Origin of the sequence: Stenotrophomonas maltophilia group sp. Smal12 (genome assembly GCF_037079935.1) — a bacterium.
GTDB classification, from domain to species: Bacteria; Pseudomonadota; Gammaproteobacteria; order Xanthomonadales; family Xanthomonadaceae; genus Stenotrophomonas; species Stenotrophomonas sepilia.
The window spans coordinates 116085-140353 of record NZ_JBAWUK010000002.1 but is presented as its reverse complement, the minus strand read 5'-3'; the positions used below and the strand labels follow the sequence as shown (position 1 = coordinate 140353).

25 protein-coding genes and 1 tRNA gene are annotated in these 24269 nt (G+C 67.4%); 1 reads left to right on the top strand and 25 read right to left on the bottom strand.

Annotation, left to right across the window (positions count from 1 at the left end):
- Positions 1-115 precede the first annotated feature (115 nt).
- The 25 genes from WDC87_RS01930 to WDC87_RS01810 all read right to left on the bottom strand — a co-directional run bounded on the left by WDC87_RS01930 (position 116) and on the right by WDC87_RS01810 (position 23597).
- Positions 116-6718, bottom strand: a complete 6603-nt coding sequence (locus WDC87_RS01930) for a hypothetical protein (RefSeq protein ID WP_252745509.1) — start codon at positions 6716-6718, stop codon at positions 116-118.
- Complete coding sequence (locus WDC87_RS01925) at positions 6715-8955, bottom strand: hypothetical protein (RefSeq protein ID WP_252745510.1); 2241 nt, start codon at positions 8953-8955, stop codon at positions 6715-6717. Before WDC87_RS01925 ends, WDC87_RS01930 begins: the two co-directional genes overlap by 4 nt.
- A gap of 1 nt (position 8956) precedes the next feature.
- The gene (locus tag WDC87_RS01920; protein ID WP_235647098.1) at positions 8957-9526 is read right to left on the bottom strand and encodes a hypothetical protein; all 570 of its coding nucleotides are present in this window, start codon (positions 9524-9526) and stop codon (positions 8957-8959) included.
- 1 nt (position 9527) lies between these two features.
- Positions 9528-10001, bottom strand: coding sequence for a hypothetical protein (locus tag WDC87_RS01915; protein WP_252745511.1), 474 nt, complete (start codon positions 9999-10001; stop codon positions 9528-9530).
- Positions 10001-11644, bottom strand: a complete 1644-nt coding sequence (locus tag WDC87_RS01910; RefSeq protein ID WP_252745512.1) for a hypothetical protein — start codon at positions 11642-11644, stop codon at positions 10001-10003. The genes WDC87_RS01915 and WDC87_RS01910 overlap by 1 nt, the downstream gene beginning before the upstream one ends.
- On the bottom strand, positions 11644-12816 hold the full coding sequence (locus tag WDC87_RS01905; RefSeq protein WP_049438783.1) for a hypothetical protein: 1173 nt from the start codon (positions 12814-12816) through the stop codon (positions 11644-11646). Before WDC87_RS01905 ends, WDC87_RS01910 begins: the two co-directional genes overlap by 1 nt.
- A gap of 2 nt (positions 12817-12818) precedes the next feature.
- Positions 12819-13460: a hypothetical protein gene (locus tag WDC87_RS01900; protein WP_252745513.1), complete on the bottom strand. Its 642-nt coding sequence runs from the start codon at positions 13458-13460 to the stop codon at positions 12819-12821.
- Between the two features lie 49 nt (positions 13461-13509).
- Positions 13510-13833 (bottom strand): hypothetical protein, encoded by a 324-nt coding sequence (locus WDC87_RS01895; RefSeq protein WP_049438781.1) that lies wholly within the window; start codon positions 13831-13833, stop codon positions 13510-13512.
- Positions 13830-14264, bottom strand: coding sequence for a Bbp16 family capsid cement protein (locus tag WDC87_RS01890; RefSeq protein WP_049438780.1), 435 nt, complete (start codon positions 14262-14264; stop codon positions 13830-13832). The genes WDC87_RS01895 and WDC87_RS01890 overlap by 4 nt, the downstream gene beginning before the upstream one ends.
- A gap of 70 nt (positions 14265-14334) precedes the next feature.
- Complete coding sequence (locus WDC87_RS01885; protein ID WP_049438779.1) at positions 14335-15336, bottom strand: major capsid protein; 1002 nt, start codon at positions 15334-15336, stop codon at positions 14335-14337.
- Between the two features lie 69 nt (positions 15337-15405).
- Positions 15406-16095: a hypothetical protein gene (locus WDC87_RS01880; protein WP_049438778.1), complete on the bottom strand. Its 690-nt coding sequence runs from the start codon at positions 16093-16095 to the stop codon at positions 15406-15408.
- A complete protein-coding gene (locus WDC87_RS01875; RefSeq protein ID WP_152904831.1) occupies positions 16088-16444 on the bottom strand; it encodes a hypothetical protein in 357 nt (118 codons plus the stop codon). The genes WDC87_RS01880 and WDC87_RS01875 overlap by 8 nt, the downstream gene beginning before the upstream one ends.
- On the bottom strand, positions 16441-18153 hold the full coding sequence (locus tag WDC87_RS01870; RefSeq protein ID WP_053091793.1) for a portal protein: 1713 nt from the start codon (positions 18151-18153) through the stop codon (positions 16441-16443). Before WDC87_RS01870 ends, WDC87_RS01875 begins: the two co-directional genes overlap by 4 nt.
- Positions 18153-18416, bottom strand: coding sequence for a hypothetical protein (locus WDC87_RS01865; protein ID WP_049438776.1), 264 nt, complete (start codon positions 18414-18416; stop codon positions 18153-18155). Before WDC87_RS01865 ends, WDC87_RS01870 begins: the two co-directional genes overlap by 1 nt.
- A gap of 4 nt (positions 18417-18420) precedes the next feature.
- A complete protein-coding gene (locus WDC87_RS01860) occupies positions 18421-18624 on the bottom strand; it encodes a hypothetical protein (RefSeq protein ID WP_049438775.1) in 204 nt (67 codons plus the stop codon).
- Between the two features lie 10 nt (positions 18625-18634).
- Positions 18635-20134 (bottom strand): hypothetical protein, encoded by a 1500-nt coding sequence (locus WDC87_RS01855; RefSeq protein ID WP_049438774.1) that lies wholly within the window; start codon positions 20132-20134, stop codon positions 18635-18637.
- Positions 20106-20624 (bottom strand): hypothetical protein, encoded by a 519-nt coding sequence (locus tag WDC87_RS01850; RefSeq protein WP_049438773.1) that lies wholly within the window; start codon positions 20622-20624, stop codon positions 20106-20108. The genes WDC87_RS01855 and WDC87_RS01850 overlap by 29 nt, the downstream gene beginning before the upstream one ends.
- On the bottom strand, positions 20624-21091 hold the full coding sequence (locus WDC87_RS01845; protein ID WP_252745514.1) for a hypothetical protein: 468 nt from the start codon (positions 21089-21091) through the stop codon (positions 20624-20626). Before WDC87_RS01845 ends, WDC87_RS01850 begins: the two co-directional genes overlap by 1 nt.
- Positions 21088-21552 carry a lysozyme gene (locus WDC87_RS01840; protein ID WP_180884083.1) on the bottom strand — a complete coding sequence of 155 codons (465 nt, stop codon included), beginning with the start codon at positions 21550-21552 and terminating at the stop codon, positions 21088-21090. Before WDC87_RS01840 ends, WDC87_RS01845 begins: the two co-directional genes overlap by 4 nt.
- Entirely contained in the window at positions 21549-21788 is a 240-nt protein-coding gene (locus WDC87_RS01835; protein ID WP_225792042.1) for a hypothetical protein, read from the bottom strand. The genes WDC87_RS01840 and WDC87_RS01835 overlap by 4 nt, the downstream gene beginning before the upstream one ends.
- Before the next feature lie 88 nt (positions 21789-21876).
- Positions 21877-21955 (bottom strand) — tRNA-Met (locus tag WDC87_RS01830).
- Positions 21956-22242: 287 nt separating this feature from the next.
- Complete coding sequence (locus WDC87_RS01825; RefSeq protein ID WP_239668838.1) at positions 22243-22653, bottom strand: hypothetical protein; 411 nt, start codon at positions 22651-22653, stop codon at positions 22243-22245.
- A 4-nt stretch (positions 22654-22657) separates the two neighbouring features.
- The gene (locus WDC87_RS01820) at positions 22658-22870 is read right to left on the bottom strand and encodes a hypothetical protein (protein ID WP_180884081.1); all 213 of its coding nucleotides are present in this window, start codon (positions 22868-22870) and stop codon (positions 22658-22660) included.
- A complete protein-coding gene (locus WDC87_RS01815; RefSeq protein ID WP_049438767.1) occupies positions 22867-23316 on the bottom strand; it encodes a RusA family crossover junction endodeoxyribonuclease in 450 nt (149 codons plus the stop codon). The genes WDC87_RS01820 and WDC87_RS01815 overlap by 4 nt, the downstream gene beginning before the upstream one ends.
- On the bottom strand, positions 23313-23597 hold the full coding sequence (locus WDC87_RS01810) for a hypothetical protein (protein ID WP_049438766.1): 285 nt from the start codon (positions 23595-23597) through the stop codon (positions 23313-23315). Before WDC87_RS01810 ends, WDC87_RS01815 begins: the two co-directional genes overlap by 4 nt.
- Positions 23598-23644: 47 nt before the next feature.
- On the opposite strand from WDC87_RS01810, the gene WDC87_RS01805 reads away from it, so the two are divergent.
- Positions 23645-24268 carry a hypothetical protein gene (locus WDC87_RS01805; protein ID WP_152904830.1) on the top strand — a complete coding sequence of 208 codons (624 nt, stop codon included), beginning with the start codon at positions 23645-23647 and terminating at the stop codon, positions 24266-24268.
- Position 24269 lies beyond the last annotated feature (1 nt).

Here is a 24269-nt window from a genome sequence, read left to right as displayed (position 1 = left end):
CGGTAGCGACGCCGTTCCCCACGTAGGTCTTACGGCGGTCGTTGGCGGAAATGGTCATGGGTGCATCGGCTCCAGAAAGAAGAAGCCCCGCTTCTGCGGGGCTGGGTGTGGTCGATTACTGCTCGTCCTTGGGTCGGCGATACATGAGGTATGCGGCCGCCTCTGCTGGGTTGTCCGGGGTGTACTGGCCAGTGCCCACGTCGTAGAGGTATTCACCGGTGGTCAGCATCTGGTTGCTGGGGATGCCAGTCAGCGGGCCAGCTGCGCGCACGCCGGTCTTGATCAGCTTCTCGGCGTCGGGCTCGTCATCGTCGGCAACCCAGTCCCTGCCCTCCTTCCACGCGGCCTGGCCGAACTTTGCCAGCGCGACACCGGCGTCCACGATCGGGTTGGGTCGGCCCATGCTCGGCTTGCCCTCGATCGCCGCATCGATGCCGCCGGCAACGTCACGCAGCAGCGGGATGGTCTGGAACGGGAACAGCAGCGTCTTCCGCGCAAGCCAGCTGCCCCAGTCGTCCCAGCCCTTCTCGTCGTCGTCCCCACCGTCAGGGCCACGCATCATCAGCAGTTCGAACACGGCGTTGGACAGGACACCGGCCGACAACCACGTGCCGAGCGCGCGCGCCGGCGACTGCACGCGCCCCAGGTACAAGCCGCGCAAACCCGACTCCTGCAAACGGTTGTTCATGATGATCATCGGGCCGATGAACATGCGAACCCACTTGTAGCGCGGGTCGCGCTCGGCGGCGCTCAGGTCCTTCGGTGCGCCGGCCTGCTGGGTGGTGCGGATCGACTTGTCGGCCAGGCGCACAGCCTCGTCGACGCTGGCGCCCTGCGCCTGTGCCTGCTGGTAGCGCCCCAGCCAGATCGCGCGCTCGGCCAGCGGCACCGTCCAGCGATGCACCTCCATGGCCATCTTCATAGCCGCCGCGCGAATGCCACGCTTCCCCGACAGCTTGCCCAGCACCACCTGATACGACGAATCCAGCGAGTTGGCGCGTTCCTCCATGAAGGGCGACAGCGAGTGAATCATCTCGGTCATCTTGCCGGGGTTGCGGTAGTACGCCGCGTAACCGGTGGCCAGGTACTTCGGATCAACGCGCGCCGCCGCCTGGATCGGCGCCACCACGGTGTTGGCGAACACCAGCGGCAGGCGGAAGCCCAGTGCGGCCACTGCAGTGTTCGTCAGGACGGCGTCGCCGATCTTCTCGGCCATGCTGGAGCCGGGTTCCGACACCGATGCGCCGCGCACCGCGTTCTTCACGCTCCCGTAGAGCGCGTGATAGGCGCCCTCCGACAGCCGCTGCTGGATCAGGTTCTTCAGCTCCTGGTCTTCCAGCACCCGCAGCGCCTGCTTCACGTAGCCGCGGTGGGAGACGTCGGTGATCACGTCATTGAGGTGGCGCGACAGCACACGGTGGTAGTCCAACAGCATCGGCGCTGCATACCCGGTGCGCTCCTTCGTGTGCCCCTTACTCGTCATGGCGCGGCTGAAGGTGCCGCCCATGATCTGTTCCTCGGCCGCGCGCGCCTGCTTGACGCCGCCGGCGCCTGCCCGCGGGTCGTACACCGCCGGGTAGTACCCGCCGCGCAGGCTGACTGTCGAGCCATCGGCCGCGGTGAAGATCAGCGGCATCGGCTCGACCTGCTCAGGCGCGACACCCGACAGTCGGCGCTGCTGCTCCACGATGTCCGGCCACAGGCTGTTCACCGCATCCCAGATGCCCTGCACCATCTGTGCGTCCGCCGGCGTGAGGTGACTCAGCATTTCCGCGATGTTCTGCGGGGTGAACTGAACCACTTCGGCGTTCTTGCCGATGAATCCGCCGCGCATCAGCTTGTCGCGATTGCCAGCGTTGCCCATGTTCAGGGCCACGGCCACGATCGTGTTTTTCGACAGCGAGCGCCCCAGGCTCGGCACGTACACCAGTCGGTTCAGGTCCGCCCGCTGCGCCGGGGTCAGGGCCTTCATGGTCTGCTCCAGCATGCCGCCGACGCGGTTGCGCAACTCAATCCGCTGCTGCTGCGCTGCCTCGGCTTGGTTCCAGAGGAAGTCGTGCCACGGCCCGGTCTCGCCGCCGTCCAACCACTCGACCACCGTCTCCGGCCGCAGCACCCAGTCCATCAGGCCGGTGTAGGTCGCGCCCACCTTCTGCATCGCCGTCAGGTCCGCATCCGAGAGCGGCAGCGGCCTACCTTCGGCGATCGCACCGCGGATGGCGCCGGCCAGCTCCGCCTGCGCGCTCTCCCAGTCGCGCTGGTCCTTGTTGCTCAGCAGCTTGTTCTTCAGCTTGGCCAGCCGCGCGATGTTGGTCACCGCGTCGTGCAGCTCGCGGAACTCGGTAATCGGCAAATCGGCATAGTTCGTCACGCTTTCCGCTTCGACCCGGGCCAGCAGCGCATCGCTTACGGCGGTCAGGTCGTCCTCGGCCTGGCGGGCTTCCACCCACTGCCGCAGGCTCTGGCGGCGCGCAACGGCCCGGCCGGACACGTCGCGGAACTCGTAGGTGTCGGCGATGGTGTCCATCGCTTCCAGGTAGTCGGCGCCCGCCTTGCCCAGCCGCTCGCGGGCCTGCGGGGTCATCTGCCGGCGGATGTAGCCAACCTTCGACTCGACCTCCTGCTGCACAGCGCGGGCTTCGGCGAACAGAACGGCGTTCAGGGCCTGCTGCCGCTTCGCCTGCAGGGCATCGGCAAACTTCCCCTTGGCCGCCGCCTGCGCCGCCGCGCGGGCAGCCTTTCGCTCGGCTACCAGGTATTCGTTCGGTCGGATCTGGCGCGCGGTCTTCTCAGCCAGGAGCGCCTGCGCAACGGCCTTCAGCTCGCGCCGGTTCGGCCGGGGCTCCTTGGCCAGGTCTGCCAGTACACCCAGCTCCCGCTCCAGCAGCTGGATCTTGCGGCTGCCGTGAACCACATCCAGGGCCCGCTGCGGCAGCGTTCCGTCGGTCATCGGGTCGCCGTGGCGCGCCTGCATCCGCGCATCGGCCTCCGCGTTCACGCCGGCCAGGGTCTGCCGTACCGTCCACAGGCCCTGCACCAGCTCGTCGGCGGATGTGAAGCCCAGCATGGCTGCCACCTCTTCGGGATGGGTTCCGCCCTTGCGCGCGTAGACCCGGCCCATCTTGCCCAGCAGGCCATCGCCGTAGGTCGCCGCCAGCACCGCGCGGTCCAGCTTCAGGCCCTGCAGCTGCTCCGGCACGGGCTCGCCGGCGGCTTCCTTGCGCCCGGTCAGCACGCGGTAGGCGCGCACGATCGGCGTGGCCTCGACCTCCGCCTCTACCTCGCTGCGGATGTTGGCCAGCTCGTCCTTCCACCAGCGCTCCCGGGCGCGTGCATCGGCTTCCTGCAGCTGCGCCATCAGGTCAGCCTCAGCCTGCTCGCGCGCGGCGGCCACCTGCGCCTGATAGTCCGCGAACTGCCGCTCGGTCATGCCCAGCGCCTGCGCTTCGGCCAGGTCGAGCGCGATGGGCTCGAAGCCGACCCGGGCCTGCGCCGCATCGATCTCTTCCTGGCTGGCCAGCATGCGGTCGAACACGCCGCGCACTTCGTCGGTCAGCTCCACGTCCAGATTCCGCAGGCTGCGGTAGACGCCGAGGATCCACTGCTTGAACTGGCTGAAAACGGACTGCAGCTCAGGCGTCGGCGCCCTGCCCTCGCCAAGGTAGGCCTCGAAGCCCCGGGCGAACTGTTCGTGCTGATCGACGCCGATCTGGTCCGCCGACTCGACACCGAACCATTTCAGCAATGCGTCCAGGTCGGAGCGCAGCTGGGGGGCAGCGTCCTCTGCCGTGGCCAAGTCGCGGTAGACCTCCAGGAAGAAGTGCCCCGATTCGTGCAGGAAGGTGGACAGGTCCGCCCCCCTGAACAGGCTGATCTGCATCGACCGGCCCTGGCCAATCTGAATCTGCCCCCGGGGGGCCGCCTCAGACGACTGGAAGAACGGCCGGGCGTTGAAAGCCGGCAGGACCTCTGATAGCGTCAGCCCCGACGTCGGCAGACCGCGGGTACGCAACTCGGACTCGGCCGTGCCGGCCCGCTCCATGGCACCGACGTCAGACCCCGATTGGCGCAGCGCTTCGCTGCCGAGGCCGTCGGGGTTTCCTATTTCAAAGCCCTCGAAATCGTAGGCGCGGCGGACACCGTCGTTACCCACCCTGTAGACCAAGCGAACCGGGTAGACCTGGCCGTCGTATTGGACCGCCGATGCCGCGTAGGCGTAGGAAACCGTCTTGTCGTCCGTGTCGACCGAGGTGGCGTGGATTGGGGCCGACTCCACCAGCGCCGGCAGCTCCCGTGCGACCGCCTGGCGCAGCGGGTCACGGCGGCCCTTGGACATGACCTTCTTCCGGCCGCGGGATGCGAAGCGCACGGGCTGCCCATCCGGTGCGGTGACCTCGGTGCCGTCCTGCTGCGTGCGCATCAGCTCGTTCGACTCGGTGAACCACTCGGCCGGGTTGCCGGTGGTGGGCTCCAGTTCGATCACCGGCACCGGCGTATCGGGGGCAAGGCCGGTGGGCACTTCGTCAGTGCGGGTCGGCTGGAACAGGATGTCTCCGGCCAGCACCTCGCGCGCAGCGGTATCCGGCAGCGCCACGCTCCAGGTCTGCCGCTGACCGTCAATCGGGTCGTCTTGCACGATCTCGCCGCCGGTGCGTTCGGCCTCGGTGCGGGCCTGGCCCAGCGTCAGGAAATCGCGCGCCTGCCCCCGTTCGTCCGCCAGCAGCCACTGGCCGGCGCGCTGCACATAGGCGCTGCCATAACGCTCGATGGTCTGCTGGCCGCGGCCGTCGGTGGCCACCTGCGGCCGGCCGAACAGGCTGCGCAGCGCATCCATGCCCCGCTGCATCAGCGTGCGCGGCTGGTTCTCGCCGCCCTCTGCCGGCGCCTCGGCTGCCTCGATGCCGGCGGCATAGCGTTCGTACAGCGCCACCGGATCCTGCCCCGTGACCTCGCCCAGGCGGCCGAACATCGCGCCCCACAACTGTGCCTGGCTCTCGGCTTGGGCCGGGGTGTAGCGCTCGGTTCCAACCAGCTGCGCCATGACCGACTGCTGCACCTGCGCGCGGGCATTCGCTGCGGCCTGGTCCGGTGCCGGCGCGTCTAGCGGCACGCCAAGCTCGCGGGCCATCGCATCGATGTCGAGCGATTCCAGCTCCGCGGGCGACAACCCGTCTGCGGTCGTGCGAGCGTTGCGCAGGATCTCGTCGCGGTTCGGCAGCCGCGGGACAGCAGCCATCCACTCGGCCATTGGGATCACGACCTGACCGGTCGCCAGCTGCTCGGCCAGCGCCGACTCGCCGCCAACCATGTCCTGCAGTACCTGCGGTGCGGACTGGAACAGCGTCTGCGCCTGGTCAGCGTCCAGATACACGCGCGCGTCTTCGCCGGCCACCTGCGCCGTCAGCGCCTTCATGTCCTCCGGCGAGCGTTCCCCCAGTTTCAGCTCGCCGGCAAGCTCGGTGGCAGCGCGCAGCCGGTCGTTGCTCTGGCCCGACTGCATCACCTGGTCCAGGCGCTCGTTGATCCACCGCACCTGCCCGGACGCGCGCGCAGCACGGTAGTTGGCGTGCACCTCGACCGCACCGGTGGGGACCTCGGCCAGGCCCTCCATGATGATGTCGCCCCACTTCAGGCGTTCCTCGGTCAGCAGCTGCGCCGTGGCCTCGCCGGCCGCTCCGCCACCCAGCTGGACGCCGGCCTCGGCGCCGGTGCGCAGGATCGCCGAGGACGCGCTGCGTCGGGCGTTGTTGATGAAGTGGCCCGCCACGCCGGCAGTCAGCGCGTCGAACACGCCGATCGCCACGCCGCGCTTGGCCGCCTTGTCGCGCGCGGCGGCCATCTTCTGCGGGTCGCGCAGGAACTGGCCAACGGCGTAGGCGTCGGTCGGGTCGACCTTCGCGTCCTGCATGGCGTCGGCGATGCTGGCGCCGAACTCGGTCAGGCCCGAACCGGTACCGGCAGAGGCAGCCGTCACCACGCGGCTACCGCCGCCAGTGGCTGCGGTCAGTGCCAGACCCGGGGCGCCCATACCGATGGACTGCCCCAGCGTGACCGCAATGGCGCCCAGTGTGTCGCTGCCGCCGCCGGCCAGCTCCCGCACAGCACCGCTGAAGCTGCCCGCCTTGTTCGCCCGGTCGAAGGCCTCGAAACCACGGGTGGTGCTGGCGCTGGTCACCTCCGCAGCCTGCGCCTTGCGTTCCAGGTCTGCGCGCAGTGCCGCTTCCTCGGCCGAGCGATCCGTGGTCAGGCGGCCCGTCACGGGGTCCATCACCGCCGGACCATCCGGCAGCAGTGCCAGTGCATTCGCCTTGCCGCGCTGCCAGCCGCTGACGATGCCGCCGATGACCTGCTCCAGGATATTCGGCTCTGCAGTCGCGCGGGCCTCGCCGGTCACCAGCGAGTTGGCATAGGTGGCCAGCTTCGGGGCCTCATCGCTGGCCAGCGCCATGCGGCGCGGATCGCTGAGGAAATCGCCCACGTGGGGCGACGCGCGGCCGGCGTCGTCGATCTCCTGCCGGCGCGCGTCCTGCTCGTAGTCGGCAAGGTTCGCCGCCACTACACCGAAGGGCTGGCCAAGCTGGTCCGACAGCTGGTTCGCGCGCGCGGCTTCTTCTGGCTTCTGGCTGGTGCCGGTGTAGGCACTGCGCAGAGTCACCTGCCGGTTGTTCTCGATCTCGTCCGACAGTTCGTCGAAGCCTTCCAGCACGTTGTCGATCACTTCTTGGCTCCTTGGCTCTTGCGGGCGAGGTACTGGGTGACCCAGGCGTCGGTTGGGGGACGGCCGTACTTATCGGCGTATGCGCTCCGCACCGCGTCGCGGTCGGCTTGGCTCACCTGCAGGTCGAACTGCGCCGCGCTGCTGTAGAGACCCACCTTCACCTTCGGGTTGTTCTTGAACTTGCCGTCCTTCTCCTGGATCGCGCCGAGACGGCCAGACTGCAGGTTCTGGGCAAACTGCTTCGCCGTGGCCGACAGCAGCACGTCCGCCTGCTCAGGGGTGGGCTTCTTGCCGGTGGACTGGATGAACGCCGTTTGCGCGTTCTGATAGGCAATCGTGAACTCGCCGCGCAGTGCCGCCCTCGGTTCGTTCTTCTTACTGGCGCCGTCGCCCACGGCGTCCCCTTCCGAACCGATGCCCAGCATCTGGAAGCCACGTTCGCGCCGGTCTTTCTCGTTCATCCAATCGGCACGCTTGGCTGGGTCGTTCACAGTGGTCTGGTCCTCGGCGAAGGCCTTCAGCGTCTTGCCGCTGAGCTTGTCGGCGTACTGGCCGAGCGGGAGCTTCGCGAACTCGGTCGGACGCAGAGCCTGCATGCGCTGCAGCTCGTCTACCGTGGCCGGGTCGTCCTGGACCACGGCCCCCTCGGCGACCAGCTTCCGGTAGCGGTTGATCGACTCGGACAGGCTGGAATCCTGACCCACAAGCGCCAGTTCGGCCGGAGCCAGAACCTGCGACAGCGGCACGCTGGCGCCGGCGGCAGCCACCTTGTCGTAGATCGACATGGCCGCAGCCTTCTTCGCCTGCTCCAGCCTGTCCTTGCGCTGCGCGTAGATGTCGCGCAGGTAGCCCTCGGCTGCAGCCCGCTGGTCCGGCGGCATGGTGCGCGGGATCGCAGCAATGGCATCGGCCAGCGTCGACGGTGCGGCCGTCGCAGCGGCAGCGGCCGGCGTTCCCGGTGTTGCACCCTGCCCCGCGGACGACGCCCACCGCGCGGAGCGGCCCATCACCTGCCGCACGTACAGCGCCGTCTTGGGGTTCTGCGCTGAGCGGCCACGGTTCACCACCGCATCGGCCCCACCCTCTCCAGCGAAATGAGCGGCAATGGCGAACGCCCGGCCGCCCTTGGCCAGCCGTTCCTTGTACTCACGCGCTGCGCGACGAGCAGACGCCGCAGCGTCCTTGCGGTCGATGCCGCCGGCGCTGGTGGCGCGGTACTGGAACAGACCGGTGGCTTGGTCGCCGTCATCCAGCACTTCAGGGTTGACGGCGTCGGCGCGGAATCCCGATTCCTGTTCGGCCAGCGCATACAGATCCGCGCGACCTGCTGCGTCCAGCCCCTCGGCCTTCGCGGCATCATCGATCGCCTTGGCGATTGCTGCAGAGGGTGTGCCCCTTGCCGCTGGCGCCGGCAACGGTTCGACCGCACCGCGGCCATCGGCCAGCGACTGGGCCAGTTCATAGGCCGCGCGGTCCTTCACCACCGGGTACAGCGTGCGCTCGACCTGCGCGCGGTCCTCCGGCGTCATCTGGTCCGCGTAGCGGTGGTAGTAGTCCTCTGCCGCAAACGGGTCGCGGGTGGCCATCGCCGCAGCCGTCTGCTTGCGCACGGACGATACGATGCCGCGCTCGCTGGCCTTGATCGCTTCCGCGCCCATGCCCTGCGTCTGATAGGCGGCGCTGGCGATGCCCACGGCTTCCTGCAGCCGCACGTCGGCCAGCCCGAAGTCGCCGGACATGCCGGCGCTGACGGCGTCCTGTCCGATGTTGTCGATCGTCGCCTTGCGCTCGTTGGCCTCATAGGCGCTGTACTCGCGGTCGGCGTAGCTGTTGAGGCGGCCCTGAACGGAGTCGCGGAACGAGAACGACACCTGGTCGAACCGCTGCTGCTGCTCCGGCGACAGCCGGCTGCGGATTACCGACACGCGCTGATCGAGATCGCCCAGCAGCGCGTCGTGCGCCTGTAGCGCGTTCTTCCCCTGGTACTTGGCGATGCCGTCGGCATTGGCCGGGTTGAAGGTGGCGCCCTCCCAGTCCGACAGCTCGCGGCGTGCCTCCATGACCGCCGTCAGGTCGGCGCGCTGCTTCTGCTGCTGAAACAGGTCGGCCGCCGCCTGGCCGACGGCACCTGCGGTACGGCTGAGCGGGGACAGGTCGACCTGTGCGGTGTTGCGGACCTGCGGACCCAGCTGGGCCTCGACCTGCGGCCCGCTGGTGCGGGGGATCAGGGTCGCCATGTCACAGCCCCCAGCCGCGCGAGATGCGCGCGTTGTTGCGCATGGTGATGGCGTTGGCCTGCCCGGACAGGTTTCCACCGACGCCTCCAGCACCGGCGCCACCCATGCCTCCAAAACCCATGCTGGCCGCACTGGCGAGCGATCCCAGGATCGTGCCGGTCGCCTGTGCGTTGCCGCTCCAGCGGGCCAGCTCTCCCTGCGTCCGCTGGTTCTGGGCCTGTGCATTGAATCCCCATGCTTGGCGCGCAGCGTTCATACGGATGGTCTGCTGGTCGACCTCACCGAACAGTGCGGTTTCGCCCAGGATCTCCGCCGGCGTCCCGAGCGTCGGGTCGATGTTGTTGGCGGCGATCGCGGCGCGCTGCTGCCCCAGCGCAATCCGCGTGCGCCATGCCTGCTGCTCCATCTCGCGAGTGGCCAGCGCGTTGCTCGCGTCGGCCTCTTGCTGGGCCAGCAATGCGTTGTTCTCGGCCACCTGCGCGTTGGCCTGGCCCTGCTTGCGCTGGACATCGGCCTGATACGCGCCGGTGACCAGGGTTGTCGCCAAAAGGGCGATGGCGGGATTGCACACGTTATGCGCTCCAGTAGAACGGGAGGAAAGGGGCGCTGTCCGGTCCGACCGGCACCGGCGCGAGGAAGTGGAAGCCCAGCCAATGCAGCCAGCGCTGGGCGGCCTCGTTGCGCTGGTCGACCACGTTGAACAGCATTGAGGGGAACGCCTGCTGCATCCTGGCCAGGGCCGGTCGCGACAAGCGCAGCAGTTCCTTCTGGACCGACAGCGGGTTAAGCCCCGTCGAGCCGACCATCCAAGGCGTGCCGATGCCGCCGAGAATCGAGTAAGGGGTGGCCCCGAACATGCACACCGGCACGCCGCGCACCATCGCCGTCCACGCCTCAGCGCTTCCGGCCAGGCCGCGCTGCAGGGCCTCCGCCGGCGTGGTGCGAGCGCATGCCCACAGTTCGGCCACGTCTGCCGGCCTTGCCGCCGATGCGATCGCCTCGATGTGGCCGGCCTCTGCCGGCACCAGCTCTGCGGTGATCTTCATCAGGACGCCACCACCTGTGGCATCAGGGACAGGATCTCCATCGGCAGCGGGTCGTCGCTGATGATGTGGAAATGACCGCTGTGCACTCCCCATCGGCAGGACATGTTCTTGCGCAGAACGCCCGTGTATGGGGCCGTCGGCTCGTCGTAGTCCTCAAAATCGCGCTGTGCGATGGGATCCAGCGTGTCCAACGTTGTACCCACGTAGACGCCGCGGGTGTTGCGCACCAGCAGCGCGACCTCGAAGGCGAGCTTCTTCATCGGACGCAGCGGGTCGCCACCGTTGGCATTGACCTCCAGCGTCTCGATGTGGGCGGTGTACGGCAGGCCGATGTGCACCACGCCACCCGGGCGCTGCAACTGCACCTGGCCGTCGACCACCTGCAGGTCCTTCTGCACGTTGCCATCGACCAGGGCAACCACGCCCTTGCCCTCCAGGTGGCCCATGCCGGCGATCGTCGAGCGCTGGTAGGTCCAGTCCTGCACAGCGACGCCGCGCAACGCCAGCGGCACCGAGCCGATCGACTCCACCGTCGCCACCGTGGACGACACCACGGCCATGACCCGCACGCGCACATGGATATCGCCAATCGCCAGCCGCAGGATGTTGCCCACGTCGCCTGCCCCGCTGAAGATCGCAGTGCCGGTGGTGGCGGTGATCACGGCGCCCTCGTTCCACCCATCGGTGCTGGTCAGCGTCATGGGCGAGCCGTTCGGGCGCCGGCCGTCGTAGGTCAGCAGGCTGTCCGCATACTTCCAGTCGATCGGATCGTCGTACCGGGTCGGCGCCATCTGCTCCACGTACTGGACCCACTCGCCATTGATCAAGCGGCGCACCAGCAGGTAGACCTCGGTCTCGATCTCGCCGGGCAGGCAACAGACGTCCAGCACCTCGCCGTCGGTTTCATGCGGGTGCCAGCCGGTAACCTCCTGCTCGGGCATATACGTGCAGCCGATCAGCACACCGTCCGTGCGCGGCATCCACAGAATCGGCCAGGGCGCCGTGCTGTATTCGATGCCGCGGAACGTGTAGCCCTGCACAAGGTGGTCGGCCCAAATGCTGATCTCATTGCCGCGGAAGCCGTCCTTCTCGAACTGGTAGGCCAGATCACGCACGCGCTGGCCCTGCGCCTGCAGGAACACCGCCGACTCGCCCAGGACCCGCGCTTGCAGGTCGCCAGTGCCATAGGCGGACTGCGGCTTGATCCCGATGGTGCTGGGCGTCACCACTGAATCCTGCCCGCCTGTGACCTTCCATTCGCCGCCGGTGGTCAGCACCAGCAGGCTGTCCAGCGGCACCAGGTCGCGGATCGCGTTCACCTGGCGCGCGTTGATCGTGAACGACACCGCGTCACTGTCGACGATCGGCGAGCTGCGGCCGAAGTTGGGGTAATCGCCGATGTTCGACGCCCACACGGTCTGCGGATCGCCAGGGCTGCCGGCGAACCACAGGCGGTCGCCGAAGAACTCGACCTCCCCAGGGTAGCCGTAGCGATACGACCATGCGCCGACAGCCCAGACGTCGGTTCCACCGACAGCGCCGGCCGCGTACTGCGTCACCACGATGTTGTTGGTGCCGGTCGGCGGTGCCTCGTAGAAGTTGATCAGGTCCGCGCCGGGATCGATCGTCCAGCCCTGTGCCATTACTGCGCCTCCTGCGCGACGTTGCCGCCGCGACCGATACCGCCACCACTGGTGCCGCCAGTGCCGCTGCCACCCGGGTAGTACGGATTGGATTGAACCGGCACGCCGTCGATCTTGACCTGGTAGTCCAGGTAGCTGCTGCTGGTCGCGCCTGGGATGGAGAACTGTTTTGTGGTGCCGTCGCCGTTGAACGTCCACGGACCGGCCACCGGCGGTGGCACGTTGCCCACGATGCTGTCCGGGATCCGCTCGATCACCGTGGCGGTGACCTCGAACGCGCTGGTGAACGCGGTGATCTTCATGATTCCGAACCCGCCATGCACGTATTCCCATTCGACCCCGACGGCGTAGTCGTTGACGTTGTCGAACTTCACGTCCTGCGGGCCGTCGAACGCACGGCCGCTGTCGTGCACGGGGCGCACGCTGCCGCAGACGTAGTACGGCGTTCCTTCCAGGCCGGTCACCACGGGGACGCTCACGCACCGGTAGACCTTCTGGTCGCTCCGGCGGAGGGCACCCAGCGGCACGTTCTTCTCCGCCGCCACCCAGGGTTTCACCGAGCGCAGTTCCTTTTCCTCGGCATACAGCAGCGACCCGACCATCTCCGCGGTGAAGGTCGGCACGTTGGTGGTCACGGTCACCACGCCCTGGGTACCGGACACCGCCAGCAGAGCGGCCTCGTCGTTGTTGAACGGGCGGAATGGACCACGCCGGTACTCGAAGTCGCGCAGTTCGAACTGGTCGACGGCAAGGCGGCGCAGCTCCTTCGGCGGGATCCACGGGTGCACCAGGAACAGCACGTCGGCCGACTGCGTGTGCCGCACCTTGTAGATGTCCTCGCCGGTGTAGGGCGTGGCCACCTCGACGATGTCCCCCGCCCCATTGCGCAGCAGCGCGCCGCCTACCCAGAACCGCATGTACCCGTCGCCCATCTCGATCGCGTACTTGACCGTGGTCGAGTAAATGAACGGGATGAAGCGCGTGGCGCGTTCGTTGTGCTTGGCACCGCCGCGGAAGAGATAGCCCGGACGCTTCTCAGCCCCACCGGTGGGCTTGGTGATGACGTTGCGGCAGGTCTTCAGGCTGATGGCGTAGCGCACCATGTCGACGCGACCCTGGAGCCCGGGCGACAGCTCGCCGCCGGACATGCTCGGTTGCAGCAGACGTGCCATGGTCAGGCCCTCGCCATCTGGGCCATGGACGGCTGGCGCTCGTCCTCGTCGGCCTCGTTGAAGTCGTGCGCCGCGGCCTGGCTGAGCGCGAGCTGGTACAGCTGCTTCAGGCCGGATTTGTTGGAGAACCCATTGGCCCCGATGATCGCCGGCGCGCCTTCCTCGGCCAGCTTGCAGGCCAGCGCATCCACGAAGTGCGCCGGGTAGCGCTCCGGGTCTTCCACGCGGGCAACGTAGATCAGATACGCCTCGGCCCGGTCGCACAGCAGCGACGTGCCATCCGTGCCCATCGCCTGCTCGAACTGGATGCCGTGGCACTGGCGGAACTGCGGCTCGCACCAGCGCGACAGCCGGCGGCTAGCGCGCATGCCCTGGTCGTCGGTGATGGCCAGCACTGTGATGCAGTCCGACGGGCGCGCGTAGCGGATCTTCCAGCCCGGCATCGGCGCCTCTGCGGCAACCGCCAGGCGCTGGGCCTTCATGGCCCAGGGCCACAGACGGTCGGCCAGCACCAGGTCGCGCATCGGCTCCCACAGGCGCGAGAACACGCGCGCTTCTTTGGAGCGCTCGGTCAGCGAGGTGATCGTGATGTCCTGGGCCAGCTTGCCCAGGGCCAGGTTGCAGATTTGGACCTGGGAGGTCATATGCCGCTCCGATAGCGGGGGCGCCCGAAGGCGCCCCCTATGGTTGCCGTCAAGCGTTCGCCGACTTCTCGGCCACGGCCGCGTCGATCGCCTCGATCACGCCCTTGCGGGGCTTCTCAGCGGCAGCTTCCTGCTCGCGGTATGCGGCCAACTGCTCGACCTCCAGACCGGCCAGGTCCGCCTTGATCAGGTCAGCGTTGCGGGCCAGGAACGGGTCCGCCGGCGGCGCCGACTTCTCGGCCACGGCCTTGCCACCGATCTGCTCCATCCAGGAGCCCAGCTGTTCCTTGCTGGCGATCTCGAACTCGTCGCCCGCCTCGCGGGTCTGACCGAAGAAGCCGCGCCGGGTCGCGCGCACGCGCAGGCCGGTCACAGGTTGTTCTCCTGGTGGCCGGCGACGATGCCCGCGGTGACCTTGCCCGTGGTCGGCGCGGTGCCCGCCAGGGTGTAGTTCAGGCGGACATAGCGCAGGTTGGTACCCCGCGGCACGTAGTACAGGCCGCCGAACACCGAACCGGCAGCCAGATCGGCCAGCAGCTTGGTCTGCGAGCCGACGACAACCGGAGCGGCGAAGTTCTCGGTGGCCGAGACCTGCAGCTCGACCTGCAGGCTGGTGGCGTTGTTGAAGGCCTCGACTACCTGCACACGCAGCGGGATCGGGGTGCCAGGGCCAATGTCACGCTTGATCGGGGCGCCCTCGCCCTGCACGGTTCCAGTGGCGCCCAGGTCGATGACGTTGGTGGACACTGCGCTCGCAAGCACCGACTGTGCGTTCGAGAACAGGTTCTGCTGATCGAAGATCATGGTGGTTTGCTCCTTGGATTGCGGTAGGGAGCGGGGCCGGAGCCCGCGCGCCCGGTTCAGTGGCGGCGGATCAGACGACCCGGGCTTCGGTGTTCAGCAGCGCATCCGACTCGCGCAGCGGGATGCCGCGATAGGTCAGCACTTCCTCGCCCTCGATCTCCTTGCGGGTGAGGCGCACGAAGTTGTCGGTGGTGCCGCCATTGGCGGCCAGCGCGTCCAGCGCTTCCAGCATGTCGGTGTTGAGGTAGATGGCCGCACGGCCACCCATGACGCGGCGCTGCTTCAGCTTGTAATAGGCCTTGCGCATGAAGTCGTACAGCTTCACGTTGCCGGCCTTCACGTCGGACACATCGATGTTGGCGATGCGGGAAACGTAGCGGTAGTCGCGAACCGACAGGCCAATGTCCCACTGGAACTTTTCGCGGACCACGTCGAGGATCGACCCATCCGCGTTGGTCTTGGTCTGCTTGCCCTTGTCCTCACGATCGATGCCGGCCTTGCTGCCCTTCGGGTACAGGCCATGGACGGTGTTCTCACCCCAGACGATGAACCAGATCGAGGTGTTGTCCGAGCCGGTGCCGCCTGCGTCGACGATCTGGGCGCCCGAACCGCTGGTGGCGATCTTGTTGAAGCGGGGGGCAAAGCCAGTGAACTTCGCCGGCGAGGTGGCCTGGTCACCGTAGAACATCGAGGTGGCCACGCCCTGGTTCAGGCCTTCGAGGAATGCCTGGGCTTCGGACAGACGCAGGCCGGCCGAGTCGCCCGTCATGCGCACCAGCTTCTCGTCGATCTCGCTCCATGCTTCGATCATGCCGGTGGCGTCGCGCACCTGTGCGGTGGTCGACTTGGTGGGCTGAACGCCCTGGTACAGCATGCGCCAGGTGCCTTCGGGGATGCCGGTGCGAACGGTCGTCAGGTGCGTCGTGCCGTCGTTGCATTCCTTGACGATCATGTCCTGCAGGATCGGGTTGTCCTGCGCCAGCAGCTCGATCACCGCAGCGATCTGCTTGTCGGCGTCGGTCCGCTTGAACACGTCCGCCAGGGTCAGGTAGGTGTTGCCGATGGTCGACATTGTTGGTCTCTCCAGATACGAAAAAACCGCCTTGCGGCGGCTGGTTGATGGGGTGGTACATGGCGGGTATCAGCCGCCGTAGAGGATCGACTTCGGGTCGCTGGAAGCACTCGGACCGGATGCAGTGGTACCGCCCAGGCCATCCACCTTGCTGTCGCGGAGGAAACCGCCGAAGAATGCGAACGCCTTGATCATGGTCGGGTGGTTGCCCCAGCCCAGCTCATTGAACGCCTTGGTCAGCTCAGGGTCGTTGATCGCCTTGACCGCGGTGGTGGCAAGGCCGACGGTTTCGTCGTACTTGGCGCCCAGCTGCTGCTTTGCATCCACGCCCCACTGCTCGACCTGCTGCAGGCGCTGGGCTTCCATTGCCTGCTGCATCGCCGCCGCATCCTGCCCGGCCATCTGGGTATACAGGTCGACGGCCTCCTGGGCCTGCTCCTGTGTCCAGCCCTTGGCCTTGAAGAACTGCGTGGCCGCGCCCAGTCGATCGCCTTCCAGGGTGAACCCTTCCGGCAGGTTGAACTGGCCGTACTGCTCCGGTGCCGCGCTGGTCTTACCGTCCTCGGGCTTGCCGGCATCGCCGCCGCCTTCGCCCTTGTTCGGCTGGCCATCGCCGCCCGTTGCGTCACCACCGTTGCCGCTGCCCTCGGATCCCGCCGGCGCGCTGCTGCCGGGAACCTGCTGCGTATCGGTTGCGGTGGTCGTAGCTCCGCCTGCGCCAGAATTTTGTGTGCTGGTCTCGGTGCTGGTGTCACTCATCGTCGTCTTCCTCGGGTTGCTGCAGCTGCGCCAGCAGCCGCTTCTCTTCTGTGTTGGCCTCGGCGCGCATCTGTGCCTCACGCTCCGGGCAGCTATCGCGGATCACATGCAGCCACCACTGACCAGCCTCCTGCCGACCAATCTTCAGCGACTGCGTCATCGCATTGGGATTGAACGCACTGACGTCCACGTTCATCGCCTGGACGAACAGCCACACCATGCGCCGACCCTCCGGCGTTGCCAGAACGGTCCGCACGTCCTGGCGCAGCTGCGCGTCCTGCATGTCCGCCAGCCGGTCGGCGAGCTTCCTCTGCTCGTCCTCTCGCGGATCCATGCCGGGGCGTTTCATGCGGCACCCTGCATGGCATCGATCAGCGCCTGAGCCGCCGAGCCTTCCTCGGGCACGGTATCGCTGGCCGTCTTCAGCGCCTGCGCGGCGTCCTTCATCGGCTGGGCAGACGCCGCCAGCTGCTGCTGGCGCTGCTGCTGCGCACGGTCTGCGCGGATCCTGGCCACTGCGTCGTCACTGCGGATGATCGAGGCAGGGCCGCCCACGGCGGCGGTGTACTCGTCGACCACCTGGTCGCTGTCCAGCTTGTCCATCACGGACGGGTCGCCGGTGGCCTGCGCCACGTTGGCCACGAAGGTCATGGTGCGTTCGATCGACCCGACCGCTGCCGCCTTGGCAGCCTGCGCCAGGATGCTGGTGTACTCGATCTTCAGCGGCACATTGGCCAGCACCTGCGGCGGATCGGGGATGCGGCCCGCGCGTTCCAGCAGGCGGAACACCCGGACCACAACCGGGTCCAGCACCTCGTCGGTGATCGACTCCAGCGTCGGCGCCAGCACCGCCGCCTTCTCTTCCTTGCGGGTGACAATCTCGGTGGCGGTGCGATCCGTCTTGTCGCCCAGCGCCTCCAGCATCAGGAACAACTGGTAGAAGAACGCCCGCTGGATGCGCTGCTCGACGGTGGTGATCTCTTCACGGATCTGCTGCAGGCCGCGCCCGTCTGGCGTATAGACCGGCGCGACGTTCGCGTTAGTGACCCCGTCGGGTAGGTATATCTGGCCGCCTTTTCTCAGTCGTGCGCCGCCGGTCCTGCGCAAGCCCTCCGGCACGCCCAGAGTCGGATCCGACATCTGCTCCATCAGGCGCAGCTTCTCGCCTTCCAGGTACTGCAGCTGCTTGATATCGCCCAGGCAGTTGATCGCCGGGCAGGACGAGTAGATGTCCTCCGCGACGGGGTTCCAGCGGGCCACGACGAACGGCGCCTCATAGTGGCCGCCGATGTCGATCACGCCGTTCTGGCCGTTGGCTGCACCGTCGATCCACACCACCTCGCGGTAGGGCCGGAAGCGCGGGGCCTGCAGCCCGAGCGGGCCGATGCCGGGACGCTGCTCCGGGTTCGGCTCGATCAGCGACTCCACCCAGAACTTCTGGTCCCCGTTCTTGCCCAGTGCATCGCGCACCACGGCCGGTAGCGCGTCTGCGCCGTAGCGTTCCTCCAGCTGCCGCGCAGTCTTCGGGTAGCGGCGCCACAGCGAGTCGACCCGCCCCTGGTCGTCCAGCCCCACGGCGTAGTTTCCTGCGGTCAGGGCATAGAAGCGGACCACCTCGCGCGAGTCTTCCAGCACCAGCAGCGGGGCAACGCCGAAAATGCCGTCCTCGGCATAGACCACTGGCATGGCCTTGTAGAAGTTGCTGCTGGCCAAGGTGTCGCGGATCCGCTGGGCAACGTCGTCCAGCCACACGCGGACGCCGAACAGCTCGGCAGTCGCCGGGTCAGGCGTCGTCACCTTGAACCACGGCTGCGCCTTCGGCGTCATGTGCGACATCATGCCGGCGGCCATCACGCCCAGCGCATCGGTTGCCGTGCTGTTGATCACCTTGGCCCAGTTGCGCTTACGCGGCTTGTCGTCCTGGTCGCCGTAGAAGCGGCCGCGGGTCGGGTCGATGTACTCCGACGTTTGGCGCCACAGCGGGGTCCAGTCGTTCTGGGCCTCCTTCAAGGCGGTCTTGCGCCGCCCACAGTGCGCGTACAGCTCCTTGATGTCCATCAGCCTCCCCCCAGCACGGTGTTGCGCGGAGCCGTTCCACCCAGCGCGGTTGTGGTCGGTGCCGCGGATCGATACGCCACCGAGCGCACGCCGCTGCTGGCGTAGGTGCGACGCTCGTCCTCGGCTTCCTTGCGAGCGCGGCGCACGCGGCCGGTCGGATCACCCACAGCGGTCTTGGTGATGCCGAGCGGGTCGGCGTACTTGCCGGTCTTGTCGCCGAACAGGAGGCCACCCGGATCGATCACCTGGCGCGAGGTGCACATGGCGTCAGGCACCCAGCGCCGTCTTGACCGACGCGGTCGGCATCGCCGAGCTGGTATCGCCGGCCAGGATGGTCGACCTGGCGCCGAAGCGCAGGCGCTGCCGCTGGCGCTCGCGGTCGCGCTCGTTCACGGCGGCATCGTCGATCGACTCGGGCGCCACTTCGGGCGCTGCGGCCACCGGCTTCACCTTGGGGGCGGAGTTGCACATGGGGATTCCTTCAGGACAACGGGTTGTAGGGCTCGCCGGCCTGCTGGTCGGCGTGGTCGCGATGCTCCATCGGCGACCCGTCGGGGAAGCGCGGCCGGGGCATCACGGGGTATGCGAACGACAGCACCAGGGCGTCGGCCCGGTTGGGGCTCGGCAGGCCGCGGCGCTTCATGTCCTTCTTCGATTCCATCTGCAGCTTGCCGTCGAGGCGCGGCACGGTTTCCGGTGCTTGCAGCTCGTCGCGCAGCTGCGGGTCTTCAGGGATGGCGCCGCCTTCCTTCAGCCAGTCGCGGCAGGCTTTCCACATCTCGGCGCGCTTGTTGAGGCAGCCTTGGTCGCCCGACTCGCCCGAGAACCACACCAGGCGCCAGTCGCGGCCCATGGTTCGGCCTGCGGACACGATGCCTGTGCCGAACCCGCCATCGACGAACACAGCGTCGGCCTGATGCTCGTCCTCCAGCTGGGCGAGGATCGCCGCCACCGCCATGTCGTTGTCGTTCTTGGCCAGCGTGCGCAGCTGCCGATAGGCCAGGCCCTGCCGCAGGCCGATCACCAGCTCGTCGTCGCCTTCCCACGCCGGGTCCAGCGTGAGGATCTTCGGCGCCCAGCTGTACTGCTCGGGCCGCAGGTGTCGCCCGTAGGCTGCAGCCACATCCGCCTCGGCGATGAACTGGCGGGCTGACATCGAGGGGAACAGGCCGCGGATACGGACCTTCACCACGTCGCTGTCCTCGCCGTAGTCGCGCACCATGCGCTCGGCCTCGACCAGGTTCACACCCTCAACGGTGCGGCTGTCGATCTGCTCGGTGTCCCAACTGGCCTTGAACCGGCGGAAGCACTCGCGGAAGCGGCCGGTGTTGCGGGTGGTGTTGCCAAACGCGGCCCAGATGATCTCGGTGCCCTGGTCGGTCAGCGCGCCCTCGGCCACTTCCCACACCTTGTCGGCGATGGCCGAAGCCTCATCGAACACCAGCAGGATGCGCCGGCCCTCGTTGTGCAGGCCGGCGAACGCCTCGGTGTTGTTCTGCGACCACGGCACTGCGTCGATGCGCCAGGTCTTGTCGTGGCCCGGGGCGTTGCTGATCAGCGCGGTGGCGGTCAGCGTGGCCCAATCCTTGGTGAGGCTGATTTCGTGCCACTTCGACAGTTCCGCCCAGGTCTTGGTGCGCAGCTGGATGTCGGTATTGGCCGTGACCACGCCGCGGGTGTCCTCGAACGTGTCGAAGGCCCACTTGATCAGCATCGCCACCAGCGCGGATTTGCCGATGCCGTGGCCCGAGCCGACGGCCTGGCGAATCACCTCGCCAGCATCAGCGGCCCCGGCCTGCAGCCTGTTCCCGATCTTCTCCAGCCGCCGGCGCTGCCAGGCGCGCAGCTTCTTACCATCCAGCGGGCCGCCCTTGACGCCCCAAGGGAAGTTGAACAGCACGTAGCCCAACGGATCACGCTGGAACGAGCCGATCGCCTCGACCAGCTCCTGCTCAGGCGTCGCGGTCAGTTGCGCGCTCACGGGCTGCCCTCAGTCGTTCGGCCAGGTTGTCCTGCACGCCGTGGTCGACGGCCAGGCGCTCGCCGTAGCGCTTGGGATCCCACTTGGCCAGGAGCTTCAGACGGGTTTCGATCTGCAGCTTGCGGTGGCCCAGCATGTCCTCGGTGCGTTCCTCGGTGACGACCAGCTCAGCCTCCGGCAGCGCCACGGCCTGCTCTTTGCCGTCCTCGTCCTTGTGCTTCAGGACGCCCAGCAGCTCCCGCTTCTCGATCTTGCCGGGCATCGGCGTGTCGGCGATCCGCAGGCATTCGGCCGCGATGGCGTCGAACCCTTCCTCGCGCGCGCGTGCGATGGCGGCGGAAACCGTCTCGTCCGTCTGCTGCCATTCCCGGACGGTGCGGGCGGCAGGCATGCCCTCGTCCCGGCAAATCTGGGCCAGCGGCTCACCCTCGGACAGGCGCTCTACGATGGCCTGCACCAGCTTGGCGGTCTTCTTGCTGGGCCGTGCCATCACTGCTCCCCGTCCGCCCGGATCACGGCTTGGCAGGCGCGGACGTGGTCATCGGCGTCTCGCCCGATTTGAACAAGAGCGCCCGCGACCTCTGCTCGTAGTTGGGCTGCCTGGTCACGTTCGATGGTGCCGGCGACGGCTTGGGACAGGCGAGCGGTATTGCAGGTGGCGAGGTCGTCGCGCAGCTGGAGGCTGCCATCACGCACGCCAGCAACAACAGCAGCAGGGACGGCCGCGGCCGCAGTGCGGTCTTCTTCATGCTTCGCTCCAATGGCGGCCAGTGTCTCGGCCTGGGCATGCTCGGTGGCACGGGTCTGGTTCACCTGGGCGACGACTGCCTCGGCGCCGGCGGCACGCTGGGTGGCCTCCCTGCCCTCTGCACGGTCGCCGCGCCACGCCCACCCGGCACCGAACATGGCTGCGGACCACAGGGCGAAGGCGGCGACTGCGACGGCGATGCGGTTCACGACCGGCCCTCGCACATCCGGCGCTCAGCGGCCCGACGGTTCACCAGGCCCTGCACGCGCTTGCCACCGGCGTAGACCCAGCGGTCCAGCTCCGGGCACCAGCTCGCGGCGGGCTGGCCGGCGTTGATCCGGCCCACCAGCGTCGAGCGGCAGGCAGCACCCACGCCCACGTTGTAGGTCCAGCTCAGCACCGCGGCCCACTCGCGCTCGCGCAGCGGTACCTTGATGCACTGGCTGATGCCAGTCAGGTAGCTACCCAGGCGGCTGTTGAGCTTCTCGGCACACTCCTGCTCGGTGTAGACCGCCTTATCCGGGCGGCTGGTGTCGCCGTAGCAGTGGGTGGCAACGCCCACCATGTCGATGTATGGCGTGGGCGAGTAGCCCTCCCACGGCTTCACCAGCGCGGCGGCGGCCAGGGCGATAACGGCCGCGGCGCTGCCGCCGATCACCTTGCCCTTCATCCGATCACCCCGCCTCGGCGCGCCTGGCGCCATTCACGGATCCACTTCCACACCAGGTAGCCGATCTGGCCCACCAGGTAGATGGCCGTCAGCACCAGCACCGCCTTGTCCAGGGTGAACCCTGATGCGACGGCCGTGGCCACCGTTACCGGCGGCGTGACCTTCAGGGCTGCGGTCCCCACCGCGTCAATGATTTCTCCCCGCATGTCGGTTCCATGGTTGATCCGGTTCGGCATGACGCCCTCCCCGATTGGTCGATAGGTGCCCGTCACCGCAGCCCGGCAGGCTCGGCGAATTGGTCCGGTGAGGGTGGACGGGCGTGGATGGTTGCGGGGGCCGGATTCGAACCGGCGAATCTCCGGGTTATGAGCCCGGCAGCCTGGACCTCTGGCCTACGCCCGCAGAAACGCAAACGGCCCGCCGGTGAGGGCGAGCCGTTGAAATGAGGTAGCTATGTCAGCTTGTGCGATTTCTACGCCTTCAGGATTAACCTGTCAAGCGCGTTCACAGCGAAGAAAGTGGACCGAACTGCCTCCGGCTATTAGACCGGCCCTCAGCTCCTTTACGTATATAGACCGTGCCCAGCGGGTGTGCTGGGACAGAGGGCCTCAACGAGATATGGGGCCTTGGTGTCGCCCAGTCGATCCGAGCGCAATTGTGCATTGGCCGGAGTGAATTGCCAAGACGTATTCAGGCGGCCGACGCGACAGCCAGCAGCATCCCATGCACCCTCTCGGTTCCGCGCCTGGCCATGTCCACGTAGCTGGCCTGGCTGACCTTCGGCAGACCAGAGATCTCCAGCAGAGTGTTGGCGGTGTGCCAGCGCTCCACCTTCCGCCGGCCCTGTCCGCAGTAGTAGGCACGCAGAACCCAGCCAATGGCCGGGGCATGCCGGCTGATCTCGAACACCGCGTCCTCGATCTGCTGCGCCTCCTGGTTGATCTCCAGTGGCTTGTAGCCTGTCGCCCTGCCCGGCATTTCGTGGTGTTCCATCAGCACAGCCAGCAGGTTCTTCGACGCGTGGCCGAGGTATTCGCAGTCCTTGTGCAGCGCGAATTCCTCGCCCCAATGCTCCATGCGTCGCCGGATGTAATCGCTCATCAGGTCAATCTGCATCGCGCATCCCCTTCAGCACGTTCTCGTCGAATCGGAACACCGGCAGCAGGCCGTCGGTGTCGCAGCCGCCCTGCCGGTCCGGCCGGCGCTGGCAATGCGCCGGGGTACTGCCGCGCTCGCGCATGGTGCAGACCGAACACACGCCATGCCGGCGCAGGTAGGCGTTGTATCGCTTCCGCGTGCGTGCCTCGGCGGTGGTCACGCTGCGGCCTCCCCAAACAGGGACGGCGCGGCGGCGAGATGCTCGATGACCAGCTCGACGCGTGCGCCCTTGGCATCCGGCTCCATGCGTTCGAGCAGGATGCGGCGGTGCTTCTTGTCGTCAACCCAGGCCACGCCGTTGAGGGCATCGGACAGCACCTTCTCGCAGTTGCCCAGGTCGATGCACTGCACCGTGTCGTCCCAGGTGTGCGGATCCTTGCGCGCGCGCTTCGCCCAGTCCTGCGGCAGGTTGGGGTACAGGCGGATGGTCAGCGCAATCCGGCCAGCATGCGGCTGGCCAATCCCTGCAGCCTTGGCCAGCCAAGCAACCTCGGCCTTGTAGGCCTTCGCCTCCTTGGTCGGAACCATGACGGCATGCCCCCTGATGGTCACAGCACGCCAGTAACGGTTCGAGCTGATCGGATACGGGAGGGTGAGGTGGATCATCGTGCGGCCTCCTTCAGCTGCAGCCGGGAAAGGGTGACGTTCAGGGCGGCCAGCTCGTCCATCTTCATGACGAGCCACATGCGGCGTTGCCCGTGGATGCCGTTGAAACTGCCCTGATGGCAGTCCTTGCACAGGGCCACGGTCGTGAAGTGCTGGCCCTGACTGATGTGGTGGGCGTCGCTCGGCCCAGGCCGGCTGCAGACGCTGCAGGGCAGCAGCTTCACCGCGTCCACGTGTCGCTTCTCGGCCGGGCTGAAGGCCTTGGAATTCTTGGTCCTCACGCGGCCACCCCGGGCGGTAGAATCCGCTCCAACACAGGGGGAAAGAAATGAAGCAAGGAAGAACCGACCGAGATTGGGCCGTTGTCGCAGTTTTGACGTTCGTCGCCGGCGTCGTGGTGACGTGGGCACTGACCAGTGGCGGTCATGGACCAGATCCTCGCCCCAGTCAGGACAGCGCAGCGGACTGGGTCCAAGCCATCGGAGGAATATTGTCCGTTCTGGTGGCCGCAGGAGTGCCAACCACGTTGTACTGGCGCGACCAGCAGGCTCGTCGAGCGAGGGAGATTGCCAGAGCCAAGTGTGCATTTGCTGGCTCGCTTGACCTTATTCACAACCAACTGCTGGAGATGTTCGACGTAATCTGCGAGCTTCATACAGCCGACCGCGTGCCGAGCATTCTCGATACCGCCAGAGAAAACACAAAGGTCCTCAAAGAAGTGAAGGACGCCTTGCTTGTGGGGCATGAATTCCCCGACCTGGCCGACGATCTCGTTCAGTTCGTTCTCACTCTGGAAGACGCGAATGCATGCGTCGAAGCCACCCAGAACAACGCTCTTGGCCGGTGGTTCGACGGCGAAGATCCGTACGAAATTGCAAAGAAGATCGATCGCGCGCTTGACGCAGGGCAGCGTCTTGCCAAGCGGATCCAGGAATTGCTGCATCGCCGCTAGA